Origin of the sequence: Actinomyces sp. HMSC08A09, assembly GCF_001807465.1 — a bacterium.
GTDB lineage: Bacteria > Actinomycetota > Actinomycetes > Actinomycetales > Actinomycetaceae > Actinomyces > Actinomyces oris.
This window is the reverse complement of record NZ_KV789111.1, coordinates 36,619-57,801: the sequence shown is the minus strand read 5'-3', so window position 1 is coordinate 57,801 and position 21,183 is coordinate 36,619. Positions and strand designations below refer to the sequence as shown.

Annotated in this window: 17 protein-coding genes, 1 tRNA gene and 1 pseudogene; 7 read left to right on the top strand and 12 right to left on the bottom strand. The window is 68.6% G+C overall.

Translation table 11 applies throughout. The annotated features are described in order from the left end of the window. The first annotated feature begins 279 nt into the window (after window positions 1-279). Window positions 280-1,218, top strand: coding sequence for an ABC transporter permease subunit (locus HMPREF3165_RS05340; protein WP_083303207.1), 939 nt, complete (start codon window positions 280-282; stop codon window positions 1,216-1,218). Between the two features lie 716 nt (window positions 1,219-1,934). Here the strand turns inward: HMPREF3165_RS05340 and HMPREF3165_RS05335 are convergent. Further along, entirely contained in the window at window positions 1,935-3,461 is a 1,527-nt protein-coding gene (locus tag HMPREF3165_RS05335; RefSeq protein WP_003787849.1) for a phospholipase D-like domain-containing protein, read from the bottom strand. Window positions 3,462-3,886: 425 nt separating this feature from the next. Next, window positions 3,887-4,846, bottom strand: a complete 960-nt coding sequence (locus HMPREF3165_RS05330; protein ID WP_232211348.1) for a hemagglutinin — start codon at window positions 4,844-4,846, stop codon at window positions 3,887-3,889. 310 nt (window positions 4,847-5,156) lie between these two features. Here HMPREF3165_RS05330 and HMPREF3165_RS05325 point away from each other — a divergent pair, with 310 nt between their 5' ends. From HMPREF3165_RS05325 to HMPREF3165_RS05315, 3 genes and pseudogenes are all read left to right on the top strand, one after another. Continuing rightward, window positions 5,157-5,711 (top strand): SprT-like domain-containing protein, encoded by a 555-nt coding sequence (locus HMPREF3165_RS05325; RefSeq protein WP_070511373.1) that lies wholly within the window; start codon window positions 5,157-5,159, stop codon window positions 5,709-5,711. A gap of 38 nt (window positions 5,712-5,749) precedes the next feature. Further along, the gene (locus HMPREF3165_RS05320; protein WP_070511371.1) at window positions 5,750-6,079 is read left to right on the top strand and encodes a putative heavy metal-binding protein; all 330 of its coding nucleotides are present in this window, start codon (window positions 5,750-5,752) and stop codon (window positions 6,077-6,079) included. Window positions 6,080-6,516: 437 nt separating this feature from the next. Beyond that, a pseudogene (locus HMPREF3165_RS05315) lies at window positions 6,517-6,944 on the top strand (DUF2218 domain-containing protein). A 96-nt stretch (window positions 6,945-7,040) separates the two neighbouring features. Here HMPREF3165_RS05315 and HMPREF3165_RS05310 read toward each other — a convergent pair. The 5 genes from HMPREF3165_RS05310 to HMPREF3165_RS05290 all read right to left on the bottom strand — a co-directional run bounded on the left by HMPREF3165_RS05310 (window position 7,041) and on the right by HMPREF3165_RS05290 (window position 12,103). Beyond that, the gene (locus HMPREF3165_RS05310) at window positions 7,041-8,486 is read right to left on the bottom strand and encodes an MFS transporter (RefSeq protein WP_070511369.1); all 1,446 of its coding nucleotides are present in this window, start codon (window positions 8,484-8,486) and stop codon (window positions 7,041-7,043) included. A gap of 61 nt (window positions 8,487-8,547) precedes the next feature. After that, complete coding sequence (locus tag HMPREF3165_RS05305; RefSeq protein WP_070511367.1) at window positions 8,548-9,393, bottom strand: IspD/TarI family cytidylyltransferase; 846 nt, start codon at window positions 9,391-9,393, stop codon at window positions 8,548-8,550. A 47-nt stretch (window positions 9,394-9,440) separates the two neighbouring features. Further along, on the bottom strand, window positions 9,441-9,923 hold the full coding sequence (locus tag HMPREF3165_RS05300; RefSeq protein ID WP_003779424.1) for a CarD family transcriptional regulator: 483 nt from the start codon (window positions 9,921-9,923) through the stop codon (window positions 9,441-9,443). A 141-nt stretch (window positions 9,924-10,064) separates the two neighbouring features. Continuing rightward, window positions 10,065-10,796, bottom strand: a complete 732-nt coding sequence (locus tag HMPREF3165_RS05295; RefSeq protein WP_070511382.1) for a response regulator transcription factor — start codon at window positions 10,794-10,796, stop codon at window positions 10,065-10,067. Window positions 10,797-10,867: 71 nt separating this feature from the next. Next, entirely contained in the window at window positions 10,868-12,103 is a 1,236-nt protein-coding gene (locus HMPREF3165_RS05290) for a sensor histidine kinase (protein WP_070511365.1), read from the bottom strand. A gap of 202 nt (window positions 12,104-12,305) precedes the next feature. Here HMPREF3165_RS05290 and phoU point away from each other — a divergent pair, with 202 nt between their 5' ends. After that, window positions 12,306-12,986 carry a phosphate signaling complex protein PhoU gene (gene phoU / locus HMPREF3165_RS05285; protein ID WP_003787867.1) on the top strand — a complete coding sequence of 227 codons (681 nt, stop codon included), beginning with the start codon at window positions 12,306-12,308 and terminating at the stop codon, window positions 12,984-12,986. 90 nt (window positions 12,987-13,076) lie between these two features. Here the strand turns inward: phoU and HMPREF3165_RS05280 are convergent, their stop codons facing one another. The 3 genes from HMPREF3165_RS05280 to HMPREF3165_RS05270 form a co-directional block, all read right to left on the bottom strand. Next, window positions 13,077-13,814, bottom strand: coding sequence for a phosphoglyceromutase (locus tag HMPREF3165_RS05280; protein ID WP_009406077.1), 738 nt, complete (start codon window positions 13,812-13,814; stop codon window positions 13,077-13,079). Between the two features lie 267 nt (window positions 13,815-14,081). Beyond that, entirely contained in the window at window positions 14,082-14,411 is a 330-nt protein-coding gene (locus tag HMPREF3165_RS05275; RefSeq protein WP_003787869.1) for a histone-like nucleoid-structuring protein Lsr2, read from the bottom strand. A 616-nt stretch (window positions 14,412-15,027) separates the two neighbouring features. After that, window positions 15,028-15,100 (bottom strand) — tRNA-Thr (locus tag HMPREF3165_RS05270). Between the two features lie 317 nt (window positions 15,101-15,417). Here HMPREF3165_RS05270 and HMPREF3165_RS05265 point away from each other — a divergent pair. Together HMPREF3165_RS05265 and HMPREF3165_RS05260 are read left to right on the top strand one after the other, a co-directional pair. Next, window positions 15,418-16,965 (top strand): amino acid permease, encoded by a 1,548-nt coding sequence (locus tag HMPREF3165_RS05265; RefSeq protein WP_070511363.1) that lies wholly within the window; start codon window positions 15,418-15,420, stop codon window positions 16,963-16,965. A 19-nt stretch (window positions 16,966-16,984) separates the two neighbouring features. Next, a complete protein-coding gene (locus tag HMPREF3165_RS05260; RefSeq protein WP_070511361.1) occupies window positions 16,985-17,983 on the top strand; it encodes an asparaginase in 999 nt (332 codons plus the stop codon). Window positions 17,984-18,128: 145 nt separating this feature from the next. On the opposite strand, the gene HMPREF3165_RS05255 is transcribed toward HMPREF3165_RS05260, so the two are convergent. Both HMPREF3165_RS05255 and HMPREF3165_RS05250 read right to left on the bottom strand, forming a co-directional pair. Beyond that, the gene (locus HMPREF3165_RS05255) at window positions 18,129-19,736 is read right to left on the bottom strand and encodes an alpha/beta hydrolase (RefSeq protein WP_070511359.1); all 1,608 of its coding nucleotides are present in this window, start codon (window positions 19,734-19,736) and stop codon (window positions 18,129-18,131) included. Window positions 19,737-19,823: 87 nt separating this feature from the next. After that, the coding region (locus tag HMPREF3165_RS05250) for an alpha/beta hydrolase (RefSeq protein ID WP_256275042.1) at window positions 19,824-21,183 on the bottom strand (1,360 nt) is incomplete at its 5' end.

The window sequence follows — 21,183 nt, the reverse complement described above, 5'->3', positions numbered from 1 at the left end:
CACGAAAGCACAAGAGGCCAAGACGAAGCCGCCATCCTCAACAAAGCCGCCGAACTGTAGCCAACCTGCCTCCCACGTGCCCTGCTCACAGGCCAGCGGGCACCCCGCGGGCCAAGCAACGACTCATCGTCCCCGCAGAGGACCCCTCCTCCCTCAGAGGGAGGAGACCGCCCCTACTGCGTTCAGCCACCGGGACGATCACACCGGAGCCCAGCCTTCCTAACCTGGAATCAGTTCAGGAAGAACGAAGGCCACGAGCATCCCGAGGACTGACGCACCATGACCACCACCATCGACGCCGCAGCCGGCCCGGCCACAGGCGTCAACCGTTTCGAGGCCCTGCAGAAGGCCACCCCCACCTCCAGGCCGTCCCGCACCGGCCGGCATCGGGCCCTGGAAACCGCTGGCCGCCCCAGTCGCCCCCGCGTGGCTGGTCGGCAGTCCTTCGCCGGCGCGGTGCGAGCCGAGTGGATCAAGCTGCGCACCTTGACCTCCACCTGGGTCACGTCGGCCATCACGATCGTCATCACGGTCCTGTTCGGCGCGGGCCTGGCCATCGGCTACGCCGGCTCCCCCGATCGGGCCGACCAGGCCAAGACCATGATCACCGCGGGCTCGGTACTGGGCATGATCGTCGTCGCCGTCCTGGGGGCCCTGATGATGACCGGCGAGTACGCCTCGGGACAGATCCGCTCCTCGATGATGGCCGTTCCCCGCCGCGGGCGTCTGTTCGTGGCGAAGGCGCTCGTCGGATCGGCCTTCTCCTTCGTCCTCGGGGTCCTCAGCGTGGCGCTGGCCTACGCCGCCTCCTACCCGTTCATGAAGGGTCACGCCGGTTCTCTCACCGACGCCCACTACCTGGGGCTGTTCTGGGGCACCGGCTTGTCCTTCGCGATCATCTCACTCATGGCCCAGGGGGTCGGCCACCTCACTCGCTCGACGGCGGGCGCCATCACCGTGGTGGTCTCGGTGCTGTTCGTCGTCCCCCTTCCTTTCCAGATGATGGCCGGCCACTGGAAGTGGGCGAACAAGGTCCTGGGACTCCTGCCGGACACCCTGTCCACCGCCGTCTCCGACCCCTTCAGTCTGGCCACCCAGTGGGGACAAGCCGGTACCGCCACCTTCCTCCAGCACTGGCAGGCCATCGCCGTCTTCGCCGCCTGGGCCATCATCCCGATGGTGATCGCCGCAGTCGTCTTCACCCGCCACGACGCCTGAGCCACCGGCTCACGCATCCCATCAGACCCTTTCTCCGGTTCCACACAGTCGGCCCCCGCACCCTCCCGGTGCGGGGGCCGACGACGTCGATACGTGTTGATCTGCTCGGGTCAGCGCTGGGGCTGGTCCTCCCGTTACTTGCGCATCCAGGAGCGTCTGGTCCGATACAGACGAGCCCCCGTCCCCACCAGAACTCCACTCCAGCCAACTGCTAGCGCCCACACCCACGCAGGGATGCCCACAAAATCACCTCCTCTGACGAAAGGACCGCTTATTGCAGTAACCGAAACACCCCCAAGGGACATCGACCTCAAACGCAAATTCGCTTAGGCCCGAAACAGCCCCTACCGGCAGTACAGACAGCACCTCTCCCGTTTGGTAAACCCACCCAACCGGCGTCTCGAGACGTCACGACATTCGAAACCCCCAGACGCCATGAGACAACGCACTGGCAGCCCGGATCGTTCAGCGCTGGGGCTGGTCATCCCGGTACTTGCGCATCCAGGAGCGCCTGGTCCGGTACAGACGGACCCCCGTTCCAAACGCGATGCTGACCCACATGAGCAACATGCCCCACATCCACTGCGGGATATCCACGGCGCACCTCCCTTCCCGACAGCCGGTCGCCACGCCAAGGCTTCTCAGGCACCATGATATGACCGCCTGCACATTTTGTCCCGGCGCTTTGCTCGTCGAGGCGCCCAGCCTCGTCCCCGCTACAGCACGGCGGACATGAGGCGGCAGACGTTGTCCACGTAACGGTTGTACCAGGGCTCGGTGGCCCACAGCTCGGGGGTCAGCTCGGTGCAGGCGGCCCGGTAGGCGGCGTCGTTGTTGCGCAGCAGGTCGTCGAGATCCCCTCCGAAGGCCAGCAGCATGACCTCGTAGTTGAGGGCGAAGGAGCGGAAGTCCATGTTGGACGAGCCGATGACCCCCACCTCGTCGTCGACCGTCATGTACTTCGAGTGCAGGACGATCGGCGAGGGGTAGAGGTAGATCCGCACCCCCGCCGCCAGGAGCGCCGAGTAGTAGGAGCGCTGGGCGTGACTGACGATGAACTGGTCGGACTCCTTGCCCACGAACAGCTCGACCTCCACCCCCCGGTAGGCGGCCGACGTCATCGCCGCCAGCAGCGCCTCGTCGGGGATGAAGTAGGGGCTGGTGATGGACACGTGCCGCTTGGCCCCGTGGATGAGGGCCAGGAACATCCGCAGGTTCGGCTCGGTGGGGTATCCCGGCCCGGAGGGAACGAGCTGCATGGCGTTGACGACGGCGCCTGGGCGCCCGGGCCTGGGGGCCGGCGTGCCCACAGGGATTCCCGGCAGCCCCGCCATCTCCGGGAGGGTCTCGGTCGGCGTCCCCAGCGCCAGGTCGAAGGCCTCGAGCTGCTCACCGGCCTCGAAGAACCAGTCCATGGCAAAGACGGCCTGGGCCTCCAGGACGATCTCTCCGGTGACCTCCACCGACAGGTCCTCCCAGCGGCGCCCGGCCCGCACATTGCGCCGGGTCCGGTAGGAGGGGTCGATGACGTTGTGACTCCCGATGAAGCCTCTCTCACCGTCGATGACCAGGATCTTGCGGTGGTTGCGCAGGTCCGGGCGGCGCCAGCGGCGCTTGAGCGGCAGCAGCGGCATCATGAGGCGCCAGTGGATGCCGGCGTCGGTCATGCGCTGGCAGAACTGCTTCCAGCCGGGGTACTTGCGGCTGCCCAGGTGGTCCAGGAGGAGGCGCACCGTGACGCCGCGGGCCACCGCACGCTCCAGGGCGGCGAAGAAGACATCGGTGACCTCGTCCCAGCTCATGATGTAGAACTCGACGTGGACGTGGTCGGTGGCGGAGTCAATGGCTCGGGCCATGGCCTCGTAGGTGCTGCGGGGATCGGCGTGGACGGCCACCACTTCGCCGCTGACGCAGGGCAGGCCGGTGAGCCGGCGGTTCATGCGCAGTGCCCCGGCCAGGTAGGTCGAGGGTCGGGCGCCCTTGGGCAGGTCGGGCATGGAGCGGGTGTAGTCGAGGGTGATCTCGTTGACGGTGTGCTGCTGGCGGCGACGCGTGCCGTGGACCCACGGGCTGCCGATGAGCAGGTAGAGCGGGAGCCCCACAAGGGGCAGCAGGAAGATGAGCAGCAGCCAGGCGGTCGACGACGACGGGCGGCGGTTCTCCGGAACCGTGCCCAGCGCAGCGATCTTAATGAGGTACTCGATGACGACCCAGGTGGTCGCCAGTACCGGCGGCAGCGTCATGCTCGCATCATGTCATGCCCGCCGACTGGTCCCCGCAAAAACGCCTGGGCGCGGACCAGATGGTCCTACGCCCAGGCACTGCGAAGGCCCGCCCCGGTTCACCACCGGGTCGGGCCCTTCGCAACGAGGTCGCTTACCGGTTCCCATTCGGCAGCGGGTCCTCCTTCACCGAAACGCCCGAGCACATTCCCTTGGCTGTGGCCCAGACTCAGTGGTGGCCGGTCAGTGGTACTCCCCAGTACCTCACGGTCGCCACCGTTCAGCGGTGACTATGACTCTGCCGATGCTGTCTGAGAGAAGCCTGGAAATCGCGCATCTAAATGATGACGCTTGATGACGATATGGTCACGACCTCCCGGGCGCACTGGCAGCCTCCCTTGAATCCCTTGAAATACTGCGGAATCCACCCCTGCGCGTGGGCGCCCTCAGGCCGACGCCGGAGCACCGAAGAGGGTCTTGAAGTAGCCGTAGAAGTTCCAGTTGCCCCACGAGGTGCACTGGTCCCCACCGTGGGCGGCGGCCTCATTGGGCTGGAAGGGGGTGTAGTTGTACAGGCCCGCTGTCGCCTGGTTGGCCACCGTCACCTCACCGCTGCCGCACTGCGCGTCGGGCGAGTAGGCGATCCGTGTGGGCCGCTGGGCCACGACGTCGTAGCTGCCCGGGTCGAGACGATAGCGATGGAACTGGGAGGCCGCCCCGTAGAGCTGGGAGGGGAAACCGGCCCACTGGGGGTCGCAGGCCCCGTGGTCGGGACAGGCGTAGCCGGCAGCGGCCTCGTAGTCGCGTGCGCTCAGGCTCGAACCGGAGGCGGTGAGCAGCCCCTGTTCCTTGTGAATGAGGACCAGGAGCACCTGGGGGTTGATGTCGCAGGCCTGGGAGACCTCCCAGATGACATCGGCCGCGCTGGCGCCGGAGGCGGCCTCGATGCCCCCGGGGCAGAAGGTGCTGGCCTGGCGGGCCGGCACGGAGAAGGTGGCGCCGGCCAGGCACTCGGTGCCGTCACTGCCCGGCTGGCAGCCGGCGTTGACGCGGGTAAGAAAGGCGGCGATCTCCTCGCGTGTCATGGCCTGGGAGTCGTAGAAGACCTCGTCATCGATGATGCGGGCGGCGTTGAAGCCGCTGGCGTCGGGCACCAGGGGCGCGGGCGCAGAAGGTGCGCCGGTATCAGTGGTCTTACCCCACCCCAGCACGAGGCCGCTGAGCGAGGAGCCGGTGGCACGCAGCACGATGAGTCCCACCAGGAGCGTGGCCAGGAAGGCGGCCAGGACGACGCCGATCGGGCTTTTCAGGAAGGACTGAACGGAACCGCCCCTGCGCCCCCGCCCCCGTCCGGCACCGGCGCGCAGGAGCCCGAGGCGCCCACGGCCGCCTCGACTCCCCTTCACCTTCCTGGGGCGCTGACTCGCATCCTCCCGCCGGGCGCGGTCAGTGCCGCGCTGCGCGGCTGGGCGGGCGCTGCGCGGAGCTCGTGCGGGCTGGGGCGAGCCGGTTCCTGCGGTGCTTCGTTGGGGCCGCGGACGTCGGCCGGAGGGATGGTGGGACATCGGCGCCATCGTGTCACATCACGGGCCGACGCACGGCCCGAAGCGGCCCGGGCCTCCCGCGGCGAGTGCCCGATCAGGAGCCGACGGGAGGCGATGCGCCCCACAGCGCCGCCGTCGGCCGGGTGAGTCCGCCGTCGCATACCGTGGGGCCGTGAATCTGTCCGATGTCCTGAGCCTGGCGCGCTCCCTCATGGAGGAGGCCGATGTCGGCGACTGGGACCTGGCCTTCGACCGGGCGCGCCGGCGGGCCGGCCAGACGGATCATGCTCGACGTCGGATCACGCTCAGCCGCCACCTCATGAGCCTGTACGACGAGGACCAGGTCCGCGAGACGATCCTGCACGAGATCGCCCACGCCCGCGTCGGCCCCCGCCACGGGCACGACGCCGTCTGGGCCGCCGAGGCGACCCGGTTGGGGGCGACGGGCCGCAGGCTCATTGCCGCTCAGGCCCCGCGGCTCCGGGGACGCTGGGTGGGCAGGTGCCCGGCGGGCCACGAGGTGGACCGCATGCGCCGTCCGGCCTCGCCCGTCTCGTGCTCACGCTGCGCCCCTCGATTCAGCCTGGAGCACCTCCTGGCATGGAGCCTCGACGGCGAGCCCGTCCCCCATGAGCGGATCAGCGAGCGCTACAGCCGCCTCCTGAGGCTGGCGCATATCCAACCACCGGACGATCCCGCAGGCTCCTCCAGGACACTATCGTCCTGACCGCCACCATCGCCCACCACCCCGTGAAGGAGCAGCTCATGATCGTCACCACCACCCCCACCGTCGAGGGATACCCCGTCACCCAGTACCTGCGAGTCGTCTGCGGCGAGACCGTCGCAGGAGTCAACTTCCTCAAGGACATGGCCGCGGGGTTCCGAAACTTCGTGGGAGGCCGTTCCCAGTCCTACGAGGAAGAGCTGATCCAGGCCCGGGAGACAGCCCTGGCAGAAATGGTGCAGCGCGCCCAGGAGCTCGGCGCTGAAGGCGTCGTCGGCGTCGACCTCGACTACGAGACGCTGGGGGCGGACAACGGCATGCTCATGGTGACCGCCTCGGGCACCGCGGTGCGGTTCTCCCCCGTCTCCTGAGCGGAACTGAGCCCCAACCCCAATCAGGGTAAGGCTTGAGTCACCGAAACAACCCGCCCGCGAATTTCCCAGATTTTTCCCAGGGATCTGCCCCTCGTCCTCACAGGGTGAGGGCGTTACATAGTAGTCACCGCCGGACAGGGACGGTCTCGAGGGTTGGGGAGCCCGATGACAGATCGCTCCTCTGAGATGGAGTCGGGTCATAGGGAGCCTGGCATCATCGTTCCGGCGAAGGAGGAACCGCCTCCTCGGGTGCATGGGACCCCGGGTTGCAGGTGGGACCTCGCGAGGCTTGGGCCCGCGGTTCGGACTTCCGAACCGCGGGCCGAGTCCTTTCTCGGCCCCGCCGGTATGCCTCTTGCGGCTTCCTGTCCCACCCTCGCGCTCTCAGAGAACTCGTGGGGACCGCGGCCGACCAAGCGCGTCAGGATAAGGGCATGACTGACTCCGCCGACTCAGCACAGCCCGTCTTCTCCCGTCGCTCTACTACTCGCGTGAGCACGGACCGCCCCTCCCGCTACGGCAAGCAGCTGGCCGCCCACATGGGCCGCAAGATCACCACCACGTGGGATGAGGCCTCCCAGGCCGGCTCCCTGACCTTCGACCGTGAGGGGACCGCCACCGGCGTCGTCGAGCTCTCCTGTCACGATGACATCCTCCAGCTCGACCTGGCCGCCGACGACGCGCACCTCGAACGCCTCGAGCAGGTCACTGGAATCCACTTGGCCCGCTTCGGCGCCAAGGAGGGCCTCGTCGTGAGCTGGATCCGTCAGGACGGGCCCCCGGGACCACCCAGGGGCCGCTGACTCCGGAGGATCTTGAGCGCATGCGCGCCGAGCGCGAGGCCCGCCAGGCCTCGTCGTGATGAAGCGCCGCTCGGTCGTCGGGTAGGTCGCGAGATCGTACCCTTACCCCTCGACCGCGAGGCATCAGGCACGACCGCGACGGCGGTCTACGCGGTCTACGCGGCCGACTCCTCCTCGGCGACGGGGTTGCCCACGCGCAGCATGAGGAGCAGCCCTGTGGCCAGCACGGCGACGATCCCGAGGATCCCCCAGTAGTTCGCCCCCGGTCCGACCAAGCGCGTCCCCAGGTAGATGAAGATGCCGTACATCGCGGGCGCCATGAAGGACACCGCGCGCCCGGTGGTCGCGTAGAGCCCGAAGATCTCCCCCTCTTGCCCCTCGGGGATGAGGCGGGCCAGGAAGGATCGGGCGGCCGACTGGGCCGGCCCCACGCAGGCCGACAGGAGCAGGCCCAGCACCCAGAAGGCCACGGTCCCGGCGGAGTGCAGGAAGAACACCAGCAGTCCGGCCACCACCAGGATGATGAGGCTGGCCATGATGACGTTGCGCGGCCCGAAGCGGTCATCGAGCCGCCCGGCCCAGATGGTGGCGATGCCGGCCACAATGTTGGCCGCGATGGCGAAGATGATGACGTCGCCCGATGAGAAGCCGAAGGTGTTCTGGGCGATGATGCCGCCGTAGGTGAAGACCCCGGCCAGCCCGTCCCTGAAGACGGCGGCGGCCAGCAGGAACCACAGCAGGCGCGGCTGGAAGTTGTGCAGGTAGAGCAGGGTGCGCCACAGCAACTTGTAGGAGGTCAGGATCGACTCCTTGCGCCTGCCCTGGTGGGAGACGGCCTCCACCGGCTCGGCCTCCATGGCGGCCCGGTCCCGTCCCGGCTCAGCGGTCGCCATCCCCTCGCTGACCTCCGCGACGTGCTCGGCGCGGGAGCGCCCGAGCCTGCGGGAGCGGTTGATAAGAACGGGGAGGGCGGACAGGCCGAACCAGGCCGCCGACACCAGCATGGCGACGCGCACCCCCATGCCGCTGCCAGTAGGGAAGGAGACCAGGGGGCTCGGCCCCACGAGGGCGACGTAGAGGATGAGCAGCAGGACGATGCCGCCGAGATAGCCCATCCCCCACCCCAGGCCGCTGACGGCACCGATGCGGTCCTTGGAGGCCAGGTGGCTGAGGATGGCGTTGTAGTTGACCGAGGCCAGCTCGAAGAAGATGTTGCCGACCCCCAGCAGGACGATGCCGAGCCACAGGTAGCCGGGCTCAGGCCGCACCAGGAACAGGGCCGCCGAGACCGCCACCACCACCGCTGTGTAGCCGCCGAGCCAGAAGACGGTTCGCCCACCCCGGTCCGAGCGCTGCCCGGTCACCGGCGCCAGCAGAGCGATGAACAGGCCGGCGATGGCCAGCCCGAGGGACAGCGCCGACTCATTGTCCGCCTTGGCCCCGAAGGAGTCGCTGACCAGGTAGACGGTGAAGACGAAGGTGGTGATGACCGCGTTGAAGGCCGCCGACCCCCAGTCCCACAGGCCCCAGGCGATGACGGGCCAGGACAGGAGCCGGGTGCGGGAGCCGGCCTGCGTCGGAGCAGTCACTGTCGTGCTCATGGAAGAGACGATAGAGCCATCGGGGCCGGTGACGGTACCGAAAGGGGAACAGACCTGATCGTCAGTTCTCCCCACACCCTCCGGCAGGGCGCTCCCCCTGAGCGGACTGCCGCTCCAAGAGCAGCTCGGCCAGGGCCAGATCCATCGGCGTGGTCACCTTCATGGCGCGCTCGTCTCCGGCGACGACGACGACTCTGCCGCCACAGGCCTCAACGAGTCCGGCGTCGTCGGAGGCGGCGAGCGCCTCGTCCCCGGCCCGCTCGGCGCCGGCGCGGTGGGCGGCGACGAGCACGGGGGTCGAGAATCCCTGGGGGGTCTGGACCGCCCGGAGCCGGTCGCGTCGGGGGGTGCCGACGACGGGTTCGGGCTCCCCCGCCGGGCGGGCCTCGACCTCCTTGACGGTATCGGTGACGGGCAGCGCCGGAACCACGGCCTCGTGCCCGGCCCGCACGGCGGAGACCACGCGCTGCGTCACCTCCGGCGGCGTCAGCGCCCGCGCGGCGTCGTGGACGATGACGACGTCGGCCTGCGGTACGGCGGCCAGGGCCGCTGCGAGCCCGAGGGCCACAGAGGCCTGTCGGGAGCGGGGCGATCCGGCAACGACCTCGATCCCAGGGCGCCGGCCCGCCGAGGCCCCGACCGATCCGTCCGGCAGTCCCTCGAGCTCGGCGCGGAACCGGTCGACCTCCTCGGCGGGGGCGGTGACGACGACGTGGCTGACAACCCCCGAGGCGATGAGTCCGGCCGCCGCCCGTCGCAGGAGGCTGACGCCGCCCACCGGGACGAGGGCCTTGGGGACCCCGGCGCCCAGGCGGGAGCCGGAGCCCGCCGCGGTGAGAACGGCGACCGCCCCACCCGGAGCGGACTCGGGCGGGGCGGATGCTTGGGATGAAGGGTTGGTGCTCACGGGCAGGACGCTACCGCGTCCCCGACGCCCTGAGCACGAGCGCTGCGTTAGGAGGCGAGGACCTCGTCCAGGCGGGACTCGGCCTCCTCCTCGGGGGTCTTCTGGGCCAGGGCCAGTTCGGAGACGAGAATCTGGCGGGCCTTGGCGAGCATGCGCTTCTCGCCGGCGGACAGGCCGCGGTCCGTGTCCCGGCGGGAGAGGTCCCGCACGACCTCGGCGACCTTAATGACGTCCCCGGAGGCGATCTTCTCCTGGTTGGCCTTGAAACGGCGAGACCAGTTCGTGGGCTCCTCGGTCAGCGGCGCCCGCAGCACCTCGAAGACCTTTTCCAAACCGGTCTCATCAACCACATCACGGACGCCGATGAGCTCAACGCTTTCGGCTGGAACCAAGATGGTCAGGTCACCCTGGGCCACCTCGAGCTGCAGATACGTCTTCTCCTCACCGCGTACCTTGCGCTGCCGGATGTCAATGATCCGGGCGGCCCCGTGGTGCGGGTAGACGACAGTCTCACCGACTTCATAGGTCATAAGGATGACTCTCCAGACTGGTTTGTGGACCTCTAGTTTATCAGGTCATTCCGCGCAAAGATCGGGGACGTATCTCACAGAGGTCACGGCGGGCACGGCCCGGGACCGGGCGGGAACTGCGGTGCCATCCGCAATGGAGAATCAGTGCCCGGAATCCCCGTCCAGGCGATAGCCGAGGCCCCTGACCGTGGTGATGAGAACCGGTTTGGAGACGTCGGCCTCAATCCGGCCCCGGAGCCGTTTGATATGGACGTCCAGAGTTTTCGTGTCGCCCTCGTAATCGGGCCCCCATAGGCGCTCAAGGATCTGTCTGCGGGTGAGCACGCGGCCGGGGTGACGCAGAAACAGCTCGAGGAGCTCGAACTCCCGCAGCGGCATGGCGACCACCTCGCCGTCGACCCTGACCTCGTGGCGCTCGACGTCCATCCGCACCCCGCCGGCGACCAGCACCGGCTCGGGCTCCGGGGTGGCCGCGCGGCTGCGGCGCAGAACCGCCTTGAGGCGCGCCAGGAGCTCCCGGTAGGAGTAGGGCTTGGTGACGTAGTCGTCGGCCCCGATCTCCAGGCCGACGATCTTGTCCAGCTCGGTGTCCTTGGCGGTGAGCATGATGACCGGCACGGAGGAGGAGCGCCGGATCCGGGTGCACACCTCCGTCCCGTCCAGCCGGGGCAGCATGAGGTCCAGCAGGACCAGATCAATGGGGCCAACCCCGCCGGGGCGCCGGGAGGCCTCGAAGATCTCGACGGCGCGCTGGCCGTCCTCGGCCTCGACCACCTCGAAGCCGTCGCGCCGCAGCCCGTAGGCGAGCGGGTCGCGGAAGTTCTCCTCGTCCTCGACCAGGAGGATCCGCGTCGGGCCGCCCACCGGCGTCATCGACGCCGCGGCCGGTGCGCCGGAGGGCGCAGACGGCCCCGAGCCCGACGCCACGGAGCGCTCCGCCGGGCTCATGACCCGCTCCCGGGGGTGTGCTCCGCGGCGGCTTGGGCGGGCTCGTCCTGGGCCGACCCAGCCCCGACCGACTCACCCTCCACCGGTTCACCCTCGCCCAAGCGCGGCAGCACGAGGGTGAAGGTGGAGCCGCGTCCCGGGGCGGACCACAGCTCGACGGTGCCGCCATGGTCGGCGGCCACGTGCTTGACGATGCTCAGACCCAGGCCGGTGCCCCCGGTGGCGCGCGAGCGGGCCTTGTCCACGCGGTAGAAGCGCTCGAAGACGCGCTCCTGCTCCTCCTTGGGGATGCCGATGCCCTGGTCGACCACGGCGATGCGCACGATGTCGGGGTCCTCCGCGTCCAGCGAGACGCCCACCGAGACCCGGGTGCGCGGTTCGGAGTAGCGGATGGCGTTGTCCAGCAGGTTGCGCACGGCGGTGGTGATGAGGGCGGCGTCGCCGCGCACCCGCAGCCCCTTGGTGCCGCCGGCCACGAGGGTGATCTGGCGGCCGTCGGCCTCGACGCGCACCCGGTCCACGGCCTCGGCGACGACGTCGTCGACGTCAACGACCTCGGGCTCGGCCAGGGCGTCGCCCTCCTGGAGGCGGGTGAGCTCGATGATCTCCTGGACCAGGACGCCCAGGCGGCGGGCCTCCTTGCGCATACGCCCGGAGTAGTCGCGCACGAAGTCGGGGTCGTCGGCGCCGGCCTCGACGGTCTCGGCCAGCAGCTGGATCGCGCCGACCGGGGTCTTGAGCTCGTGGGAGACGTTGGCGACGAAGTCACGGCGCATGGCCTCCACCCGGCGGGCGGCGGTGTGGTCCTCAATGAGGATGAGGACGCGCCCCTGACCGATACCGGCCACGCGCACCTGCAGGTGGAACTGGCCCGCTCCCGCCACCCGCCCTCGGGCCACGGTGACGGCCGCGTCCTGCGCCTGGCCCGAGGCCCGCACGCGCCCCACCATCGCCACCACGGTCGGCTCGATGACGGCGTCGTCGCGCACGATGTTGAAGGTGTAGGCCGATGCCGAGGCGCGCAGGACCTCGTCGTCGTCATCGAGGACGACGACGGTCGAGCGCAGCGCCGCCAGCACCGGGACGGCCGTATCGGTCCCGGCCAGTCCGGCCAGGTCGGCGGCGCTCGTGGCCGCCCGGCGCTCGCGCCGGGACAGCGCGACACCGATCGCCACCCCCAGGCACGTGAGAGCGGCGGCGGCAAGGAGGAGAACGGTGACGGTCAGACCCACGCCTTAAGGGTAGTTGAGTCCTCAGAGCATCCACCGGCCGGCCCCGCCTGTGGGCGTGCCGCTTGCGGCGGAGTCGCGGGGCTGCTGTGCTTGGGGACAACATCCTTGGCGGCGGCCTCGGCGGGATCGTCGAGCCGCACCACCGAGCCACCTCACCGACCGGCCCGAACCATCGGTCCTCGCCCCGAACAGGAGCAGCCTCATGCGCGCCATCTTCAACCAGGAGCTCAAGCAGCTTGGCTCCGACCTCGAGTCCATGGCCAACCAGGTCGCCACCGCGATCGAGCGGGCCGCGGAGTCCCTGCGCCAGGGGGACATCGTCATCGCCGAGCAGGTGATCGACGCCGACGAGCGCATCAACGACCTCCAGCGCGACATCGACGACCTGTGCGTCATGCTGCTGGCCCGCCAGCAGCCGGTGGCCGGGGACCTGCGCAACGTCCTGTCCGCGCTGCGCATGGCTCAGACCCTGGAGCGCCAGGGCGACCTGGCCCGCCACGTGGCGGCCATCGCCCGTGGTCGCTACCCCGAGCCGCCGCTGCCCGAGCCGGTCCTGGGGCTCATCCTGGAGATGGCGGACCTGGCGGTGCGCGCCGGCAAGGACGTCGCCCGCCTCATCTCGACGCGGGACCTGGAGCTGGCCTCCGTCATTCAGACCAACGACGCCGAGCTCGACGCCCTGCACCGCCGCTCCTTCCAGATGATCCTGGACCCGGCTCACGACCTGAGCCGCCAGCAGGTCATCGACGCCGTCCTCATGGGCCGCTTCCTGGAGCGCTTCGGCGACCACTCCACGTCGGTGGCCAGCCGCGTGGCCTACCTCGTCTCGGGCGCCTCCATGCCCGAGACGCACGACGCCGAGGACGCCGACGCGCTCCACTGAGCGCCTGGAACCAATGACGCGGGCGGCGTCGGACCTTCCTTGAGGTCCGACGCCGCCCGCATCATCGAGGGTGCGGCAGGCCGCCGGGGCTCACTTGCCCTGGTTGGCCACCGCCGCGATCTTGGCCTCGGCCTCGGGGTCGAGGTAGCGGCCACCCTTCTTGAGGGGCTTGAGGGTCTCCTCGTCGAGCTCGTAGACCAGCGGGATCCCAGTGGGGATGTTGACGCCGGCGATGTCGTCGTCGGAGATGTCGTCGAGGTGCTTGACGATGGCGCGCAGCGAGTTGCCGTGGGCGGCGATCATGACGGTCTTGCCGGTCTTGATCTCGGGGACGATGGTGCCCTCCCAGTAGGGCAGGAGGCGCTCGAGGACGTCCTTGAGGCACTCGGTGGCCGGGATGGGCTCACCGGCGTAGCGGGGGTCGGCGTCCTGGGAGAACTCCGAGCCGGCCTCGATGGCCGGCGGCGGCACGTCGTAGGAGCGGCGCCACTGCATGAACTGCTCCTCCCCGTACTCGTCCCGGATCTCCTTCTTGTTCTTGCCCTGCAGGGCGCCGTAGTGGCGCTCGTTGAGGCGCCAGTTGCGCTCCACCGGGATCCAGTGGCGGTCCGCGGCGTCCAGGGACAGGTTGGCGGTCATGATGGCGCGGCGCAGCATCGAGGTGAAGAGCTTCTCGGGGAGGACGCCAGCCTCCTTGAGCAGCTCGCCACCGTGGACGGCCTCGGCGCGGCCCTTGTCTGACAGTGGGACATCGACCCAGCCGGTGAAGAGGTTCTTCGCGTTCCATTCGCTCTCGCCGTGGCGGAGCAGTACGAGGGTGTAAGCCATGGCCCTATCCTGCCAGGATCGCGGGCATGGCGCGAGGCCCAAGAGGCCCAGGAGAGCGCCTCCATGGTGGGGTACCGGCGCATCTCCCCAAAGGCACGACTGCCAGCGATACCGCCCGCTCACGGGGCGAATTCACGTATTGAAAACACAACGACCCCGGTGATGCGCCTGAGCGCACAACCAGAGTCGTGGTGCGAGGTGGCAGTCAGCTCGAGAATGACTCGATGCGGGGTGCCGGCTGCATGTGAGCCGGACACCCACGTTCCCTCAGTTGCCGGGGTTGACCTCGTAGTAGGCCTTGCGCACGTCAGCAGAGACGCGGCCGCGGTCAGAAACCTCAAGGCCCTGCTCACGGGCCCACTCGCGAATCTTCTGGGTGTCAGAGGGGCCGCTGGAACGACGACGACCGGAACTACGGCGGCCGCCGGTGCGACGAGCCTTTCCAATCCATTCCTCAAGGGACTCACGAAGAGCGGCTGCATGCTCGTCGTTCAGGTCGATCTCGTAGGAGACGCCATCAAGGGCGAAGGTGACGGTCTGATTGGCCTCGGACCCGTCGACATCGTCGACGAGGATGACCTGAGTCTTCTGTGCCATGATTCCTCATTCTGAGTGGAGGGAGCGGGCCCGAAGGATGTATCCCGCTGCGGACAACGTTAGATTAAACAATAGTTGCCCCCAATGCAACACGGCTATTCGTCGCCCTCATTACCAGCCGCCCCGCCCTCCAATCACACAGTGATGCGCGACGACATACCACCCCGAAGGTCTTGATGACTGAGACGAAAACTGTGAAAGCACTGAGGTCCTGTTTGGAGATCCCCACGAGACCCGACGGAACAATCCAGGCATGGCACCACACCTCCTCCAGCCGCATAGAGGTATCCAACGACCAGTCAATCCGAGGCAGCCAATCTCCCAGATGACTCTCAGATAGCGGTGGGGGATTCTCTCAGCCGGAAGACAATGCCTGGAGCGCCACCACTCTCATCCTGAGGAACATCACGTCAACCCAGGAGAATCCTTCCATTCAAGCCGCGACGCCCCCTTGTCGCTCGGCAGCGAAGGATTTCAGCCATGCGGTCATCCCCAAAACCCGGGCCAGGAACGACCACCACAGCCACCGAATGTGCCGGACAGCACACCAAGAGCCCGCAGGCGAGGTGCTGGAAACCCAAAAGCCCCGGAAGGCATGACCTCCCGGGGCTGATCGAGCCGCCTGTGGGAATCGAACCCACGACCTATTCATTACGAGTGAATCGCTCTGCCGACTGAGCTAAGGCGGCGCTGGCACAAGCAGCAGAGCCGAACATACCGGCCCCGCGGCCGCCACCGCAATCCAGCACCGTGGGGAGAACCGTGTTCCTCGACACAGTTAACCGTCCGCCTCGCCGCATCGGCACCACCGCCGAGGACAAAGAGCCCTCCAAACCCCCAGACCTCCCCGGATTCCCCCGACTCAGCACTGGATCATGACGATGTCGTGGCACATCCCGGACAGGAGTGCGCCTGAGCTCGACAGCCGCCCCGCATCACCCGCAGCACCCGAGCCCGGTATTCTCCGCACGTCATTCAACAGGTCTCCCTCTCCGTAAGGATCCCCATGAGCGAGTCTCCGTCCACCCACTCCCCCACCTCTCCATCACCACAGACGGGTGCTTCACCGTCACCCTCCCAAGCTTCCCAGCACGACCAGATCCGGGACCGCGGCGACGCCGGCTACAACAAGTCGTTGAAGAACCGTCACCTGCAGATGATCGCCATTGGCGGCTCCATCGGCACGGGTCTTTTCATGGGGGCCGGCGGGCGACTCAAGGACGGCGGGGCGGGACTGATGTTCGCCTATGCCGTCTGCGGAATCTTCGCCTTCCTCATGGTGCGCGCTCTGGGCGAGCTCGCCATCCGCAGACCCTCCTCCGGAGCATTCGTCTCCTACGCCCGTGAGTTCCTCGGCGAGAAGGGCGCCTACATCACCGGCTGGTTCTTCTTCCTGGACTGGTCGGTCACCGTCATGGCCGACATCACGGCCGTGGCCCTCTACCTCCACTACTGGACGGCTCTGAAGGTTGTCCCGCAGTGGGTCTTCGCGCTCATCGCGCTCGTCCTGGTCTTCATCCTCAACATGCTGAACGTCAAGATGTTCGGTGAGGCCGAGTTCTGGTTCGCGCTCATCAAGGTCGCCGCCATCGTGTCCTTCATGGTGGTGGCCATCGTCGCCATTGTTCTCGGGCTTCACACCGGAACGGATCCCGACGGAGGCGCAATCACCGCGGGGGCTCACAACATCCTCGGAAACGGTGGTTTCTTCCCCGAGGGATTCCCGATCGTCTTCGCCCTGACCCTCGGCGTCGTCTTCGCCTTCGGTGGCACGGAGATGGTGGGCGTGGCGGCCGGAGAGGCGAAGGACGCGGAGAAAATCCTGCCCAAGGCGATCAACTCGATGATTCTGCGCATCTTCGTCTTCTACGTCGGCTCGGTCATGCTGCTGGCGCTGGTCCTGCCCTACACGTCCTACTCCAAGACCGAGTCGCCCTTCGTCACCTTCTTCTCCGGGATCGGTGTGCCCTATGCCGGCGACATCATCCAGGTCGTGGTTCTCACCGCCGCGCTGTCCTCCCTCAACGCCGGCCTGTACGCCACCGGACGCACCCTGCGCTCCATGGCGGTGGCCGGCGAGGCCCCTCGGGTGGCGGCCGGGCTCAACAAGCACCAGGTTCCTGCCGGGGGCATCATCATCACCTCCGCCCTGGGGTTGCTCGGCGTCGTCCTCAACGCCTACCTGCCCGGTGACGCCTTCGACATCGTCATGAACCTGGCCGGCATCGGCATCGCCGGGACCTGGGGAGCCATCCTCGTCACCCACCTCGCCTTCCTGCGGCGGGTGCAGGAGGGCAAGGAGGTGCGCCCGGCCTACCGGATGCCCTGGGCCCCCTGGTCCAACTACGCGGCCCTGGCCTTCTTCACCATCGTCGTCGTCTCGAACGTGGCCGACCCGGCCGGACGTTGGACTCTGGCCCTGTTCGCCGTCGTCGCCGTCATGATGGTGGCAGGCTGGTACGCGGTGCGGGGACGCATTCGGGGCGACCTGCTCGATGATGTCCTCGCCGACGAGGTGGACGAAGCCGCATCCGCCCCGTCGCACGAGGCCTGAGCGACAGGAGGCTGAGCCCATGCACGTTCACATCATCTACACCGGGGGCACCATCGGGATGGTGGACTCCCCTCACGGCCTCGTTCCCGGTGCGGATCTGGAGGGGTGGCTCGACTCGCTGCTGGCGGGCACGCCCCTGGCGCGCTCGGTGTCCGTGACCTCGCTGACCCCGCTCATCGACTCCTCGAACGCCACCCCGCTGTCCTGGCAGGCGATCGTGGACGACCTGCGCGCCCACGCCGCGGCCGACCCGCAGACAGCCTTCGTCATCCTGCACGGGACCGACACCATGGCCTACACCAGTGCCGCCCTGTCCTATGCGCTGACGGATCTGAGCGTTCCGGTCGTCGTCACCGGTTCCCAGCTCCCCCTCGGAGAACTGGGAACCGACGCCGCGGCGAATGTCACCGGGGCGCTCAAGGCCGCCACCTCCGGGCGCCTGAGCGGGGTGGCGCTGTTCTTCGGACATCGGCTCCTGGCCGGGAACCGGGTCACGAAGTCCTCCTCGTGGGCCTTCACCGGTTTCGAGTCCCCCAATGCGGCTCCTCTGGCCACCACTGGTGCCCCGTGGCAGTGGGCCCCAAGCACCCGGGGCGGAGCCGGTTGGAAGAACGTCGCCCCCTACGCCCGTCACGACGTCGTCGTGGTCGACCTGGTCCCGGGCATCACCGCGGCCCGCTTGGAGGCGCTACTGACACCGCTGCCCGAGGCCGTGATCCTGCGGGCCTTCGGAGTCGGCAACGTGCCGTCCCAGGAGCCGGGGCTGACCGACGTCGTCGAGCGGGTGATCGATGCCGGGACGGCCGTCATCGTCACCTCCCAGTGCCACGAGTCCGAGGTCCTCCTGGGGCACTACGAGGCCGGAGACGCACTGGCCCGCAGCGGAGCCGTCGGCAGCCGCGACATGACCCTGGAGGCCGCCTACGCCAAGGTCCAGTTCCTGCTCTCGCAGGGGTTGACGGGAGACGACCTGGCCGGCTGGATGGGAAGGTCCATCGCCGGTGAGCTGAGCCAGTGAGGCGAGCGGCCCGTAAGCCTCGCGGTGCCGGACCCTCCACTCCCTCCACTGCCCACTGACGAATCGGCCCCGGACGACACGAATGTCGTCCGGGGCCGATCTCATGGCCTGCGGGAACCGGGAGGGCCGGCTGGCCTGGCGAGGGTCAGCAGGTGAGTCCCTTGGCCGGCATCGTCCCGTTGAGCAGGTAGGTGTCCACAGCCTTCTTGACGCAGTCGTTGGAGCGCCCGTAGGCGGTGTGCCCGTTGCCCTTCCAGGTCATGAGCTGACCGGACTCGAGCTGATCGGCCAGCGCCTGGGACCAGGCGTAGGGCGTGGCAGGGTCGCCGGTGGTGCCCACCACGAGGATCGGCGCGGCACCGGAGGCCGTGATCTTCTCGCGCTTGCGGCTCGACGTGTGGCCCCAGCCCTGGCAGTAGGCGTCGGGGTAGAGCAGCTGGGAGCCGAAGGTGGGCGAGGCCTCGTTGACGGCCTTGGCCTCCTCCTCCCAGGAGGTGTTGTCCCCCTGGACCGGGTAGTCCAGGCAGTTGACCGCCATGAGGGCCTCAGCGCCGTTACCGGAGTAGCTGCCGTCGCTCTGGCGGGAGGAGACGGCGTCGGCGATGGCCAGCAGCGCGCTTCCGTCCGGACTGCCCACCTTGCCCATCGCCTGGGACAGCGCCAGGGTGAGGGAGGGCCACAGCTGGGTCTGGTACATCGAGCCCAGCACCCCGTAGACGGCCAGGTCGTAGGTCAGCGGCCGCTTGTCGTCGGAGGTCGGCAGGGGCGCCGCCTTCGTGGACTCGAGGAACTCGCGGACCTGGGAGACTCCGGAGTCGACGTCCCCGCTCAGGGGGCAGCCCAGCTTGGAGCTCTGGCAGTTCTGCACGTAGGCCCGCAGCGACGCCTCGAAGCCCTTGGCCTGCCCCAGGGCCAGGTCCGCGGCGCTCAGGGAGGGGTCGACGGCGCCGTCGAGGACCAGCCGCCCGGTGTTGGCGGGGAACAGCTCGGCGTAGGTGGCCCCCAGGTAGGTGCCGTAGGAGAAGCCCAGGTAGGTCAGCGCCTGCTGGCCGTCAACCGCCCGCAGGATGTCGAGGTCCTTGGCGGCACTGATGGTGTCGATGTGGTCCAGGAGCCCCGCGGGACTGGTCTTCGACGCGCAGGCCTCCCCCATCTTCTGAGCCCGCTCCTGGGTGGCGGCGGCCGAGGGGGTCGCCGGGTCGTTCGCCCCGGCTCGTTCGGCGTCGAGCTCGGCGTCGGTCAGGCAGTCGACCGCCGTGGAGGCGCCCACGCCACGCGGGTCGAAGCCGACGACGTCGTAGGAGCTGGTGAGGTTCTTGGAGAAGTAGGAACCGGCGCTCTCGACCAGCTCGATGCCCGACCCTCCCGGCCCACCCGGGTTGACGAACAGCGAGCCGACGGAGTCCTCGCTAACGGCCCGCTTCTTCACCGCGATCTCGATCGTCTCGCCACCGGGGTTGTCGTAGTCCAGCGGCACCTTGACCTTGGCGCAGGTGAAGCCGGTGTCCTTCCCCGACGTCGCCTCGCCCATCCCCTTCTTGTCACAGGCGTACCAGGAGACCTTCTGCTTGTAGAAGCTCTCCAGCCCGGCCGGAATCGTTGCCGTGGCCGACGCCGTTGCCGGCGTTGCCTTGATATCGGTGTCGTCCTGGCAGGCGGTCAGGCCCCCGCACACCAGAAGCGCGGAGAGCGCCACGAGCAGAGGCTTGATACGAGGCCGAGGCGAGGTCGCAGTAGTCACGATGTGAACCATATGCTGCCGTGCCGCCGGGGGCCTCCTCCTGGAGACGGAGTGGGAAGAAGTTCCCATCGAGGCCCCCGGGGCGGGGACGGTCCGGCTTCACTGTCCGTTCTTGCAGGTCAGCCCCTCCTCGGGCATGGTCCCGCTGATGAGGTAGGTGTCGACGGCCTTCTGGACGCAGGCCCCCGAGCGCCCGTAGGCGGTATGGCCGTTGCCCTCCCAGGTCAGGAGTCGGCCGGACTCGAGCTGATCGGCCAGGGCCTGGGACCAGGCGTAGGGCGTGGCCGGGTCGCCGGCGGTGCCCACCACCAGGATGGGGGCCGCCCCCTTGGCGTGGATGGGTGCGGGCTTGCGGGGCCCGTTGTGCCCCCAGGCCTGGCAGCGCGCATCCTGGTTGCCCAAGGAGGCGCCGAAGGTGGGCGAGCTCTGGAGGATCTGCTGGTACTCCTTCTCCCAGCTGGTCATATCGCCCTGGACGGGGATGTCCAGGCAGTTGACGGCATAGAAGGTCGGAGCGCTGCCTCCGGCCGCCACCTTGCCGTAGAGCACCTGGATGTAGGAGCCGTCCTTCTGGGTGATGGCCTGGTCGAGGGCGTAGGTGAGGAGGGGCCAGTACTCGGAGGTGTACAGGAATCGGCGAACGACGCTGCGGATCGTGCTGCCGTCCACGGTGACGTTCGGGTCTGAGGTCTTCAGCGGCGCCTGGTCGGCCGAGGAGATGAGGGTGCGAACCTGCTGGACTCCGGCGTCGGCATCACCGGTCAGGGGGCAGCTCTGGCCCTCCTGGACGGCCTGGCCGGACTGGCACTGCTGGACGTAGGTGCGCAGTGCGGTCTCGAAGCCCTGGGCCTGCCCGGAGGCCCGGCCCCCCAGCGACAGGGAGGGGTCGACGGCGCCGTCGAGGACCATGCGGCCGGTGTTGGCGGGGAAGAGCTCGGCGTAGTGAGCACCCAGGTAGGTGCCGTAGGAGAAGCCCAGGTAGTTGAGCTTCTGGTCCCCGGACAGCGCCCGCAGAATATCGAGATCCCGGGCCACCGAGACGGTATCCACATGGTCGAGCAGCCCGGCCGGCTTGGTGTGGGCGGCGCAGTTGGCCTCCTCCTGCTTGAAGTCCTTGGAGATCTCCTCGATCAGGGTCGGGAAGGCGACATTGGCCTCTACTCCGCCGTCGGCGGCAGGATTCTCAGCGTCCCGGAAGGGGGTGGGGTCGTCCCCGGCGACGTCGGCGACGAGGGAGCCGGGCTGGAGGTCGTTGACGCCCATGCCCCCCTGGGCGGCCTTGGCGGGCTGCTGGCCCGCGCCGTCATCGCAGGTGATGGGGGTGGAGGCACCGACGCCGCGGGGGTCGAAGCCGACGATGTCGTAGGCCTGATTGAGGGTGGGCGAGAACTCGGTCTCGTTGTTCTCCACCATCTCCACCCCGGAGTAGCCGGGGCCGCCGGGGTTGACGAAGAGGGTG

Coding starts and splice junctions, on each gene's coding strand:
- HMPREF3165_RS05320 (WP_070511371.1), top strand. CDS start 5,750: ATGATCGTCACCACCACCCCCACCGTCGAGGGATACCCCGTCACCCAG.
- HMPREF3165_RS05300 (WP_003779424.1), bottom strand. CDS start 9,923: ATGACCTATGAAGTCGGTGAGACTGTCGTCTACCCGCACCACGGGGCC.
- phoU (WP_003787867.1), top strand. CDS start 12,306: ATGCGCGCCATCTTCAACCAGGAGCTCAAGCAGCTTGGCTCCGACCTC.
- HMPREF3165_RS05340 (WP_083303207.1), top strand. CDS start 280: ATGACCACCACCATCGACGCCGCAGCCGGCCCGGCCACAGGCGTCAAC.
- HMPREF3165_RS05255 (WP_070511359.1), bottom strand. CDS start 19,736: ATGGTTCACATCGTGACTACTGCGACCTCGCCTCGGCCTCGTATCAAG.
- HMPREF3165_RS05260 (WP_070511361.1), top strand. CDS start 16,985: ATGCACGTTCACATCATCTACACCGGGGGCACCATCGGGATGGTGGAC.
- HMPREF3165_RS05310 (WP_070511369.1), bottom strand. CDS start 8,486: ATGAGCACGACAGTGACTGCTCCGACGCAGGCCGGCTCCCGCACCCGG.
- HMPREF3165_RS05280 (WP_009406077.1), bottom strand. CDS start 13,814: ATGGCTTACACCCTCGTACTGCTCCGCCACGGCGAGAGCGAATGGAAC.
- HMPREF3165_RS05335 (WP_003787849.1), bottom strand. CDS start 3,461: ATGACGCTGCCGCCGGTACTGGCGACCACCTGGGTCGTCATCGAGTAC.
- HMPREF3165_RS05275 (WP_003787869.1), bottom strand. CDS start 14,411: ATGGCACAGAAGACTCAGGTCATCCTCGTCGACGATGTCGACGGGTCC.
- HMPREF3165_RS05295 (WP_070511382.1), bottom strand. CDS start 10,796: ATGACGCCGGTGGGCGGCCCGACGCGGATCCTCCTGGTCGAGGACGAG.
- HMPREF3165_RS05265 (WP_070511363.1), top strand. CDS start 15,418: ATGAGCGAGTCTCCGTCCACCCACTCCCCCACCTCTCCATCACCACAG.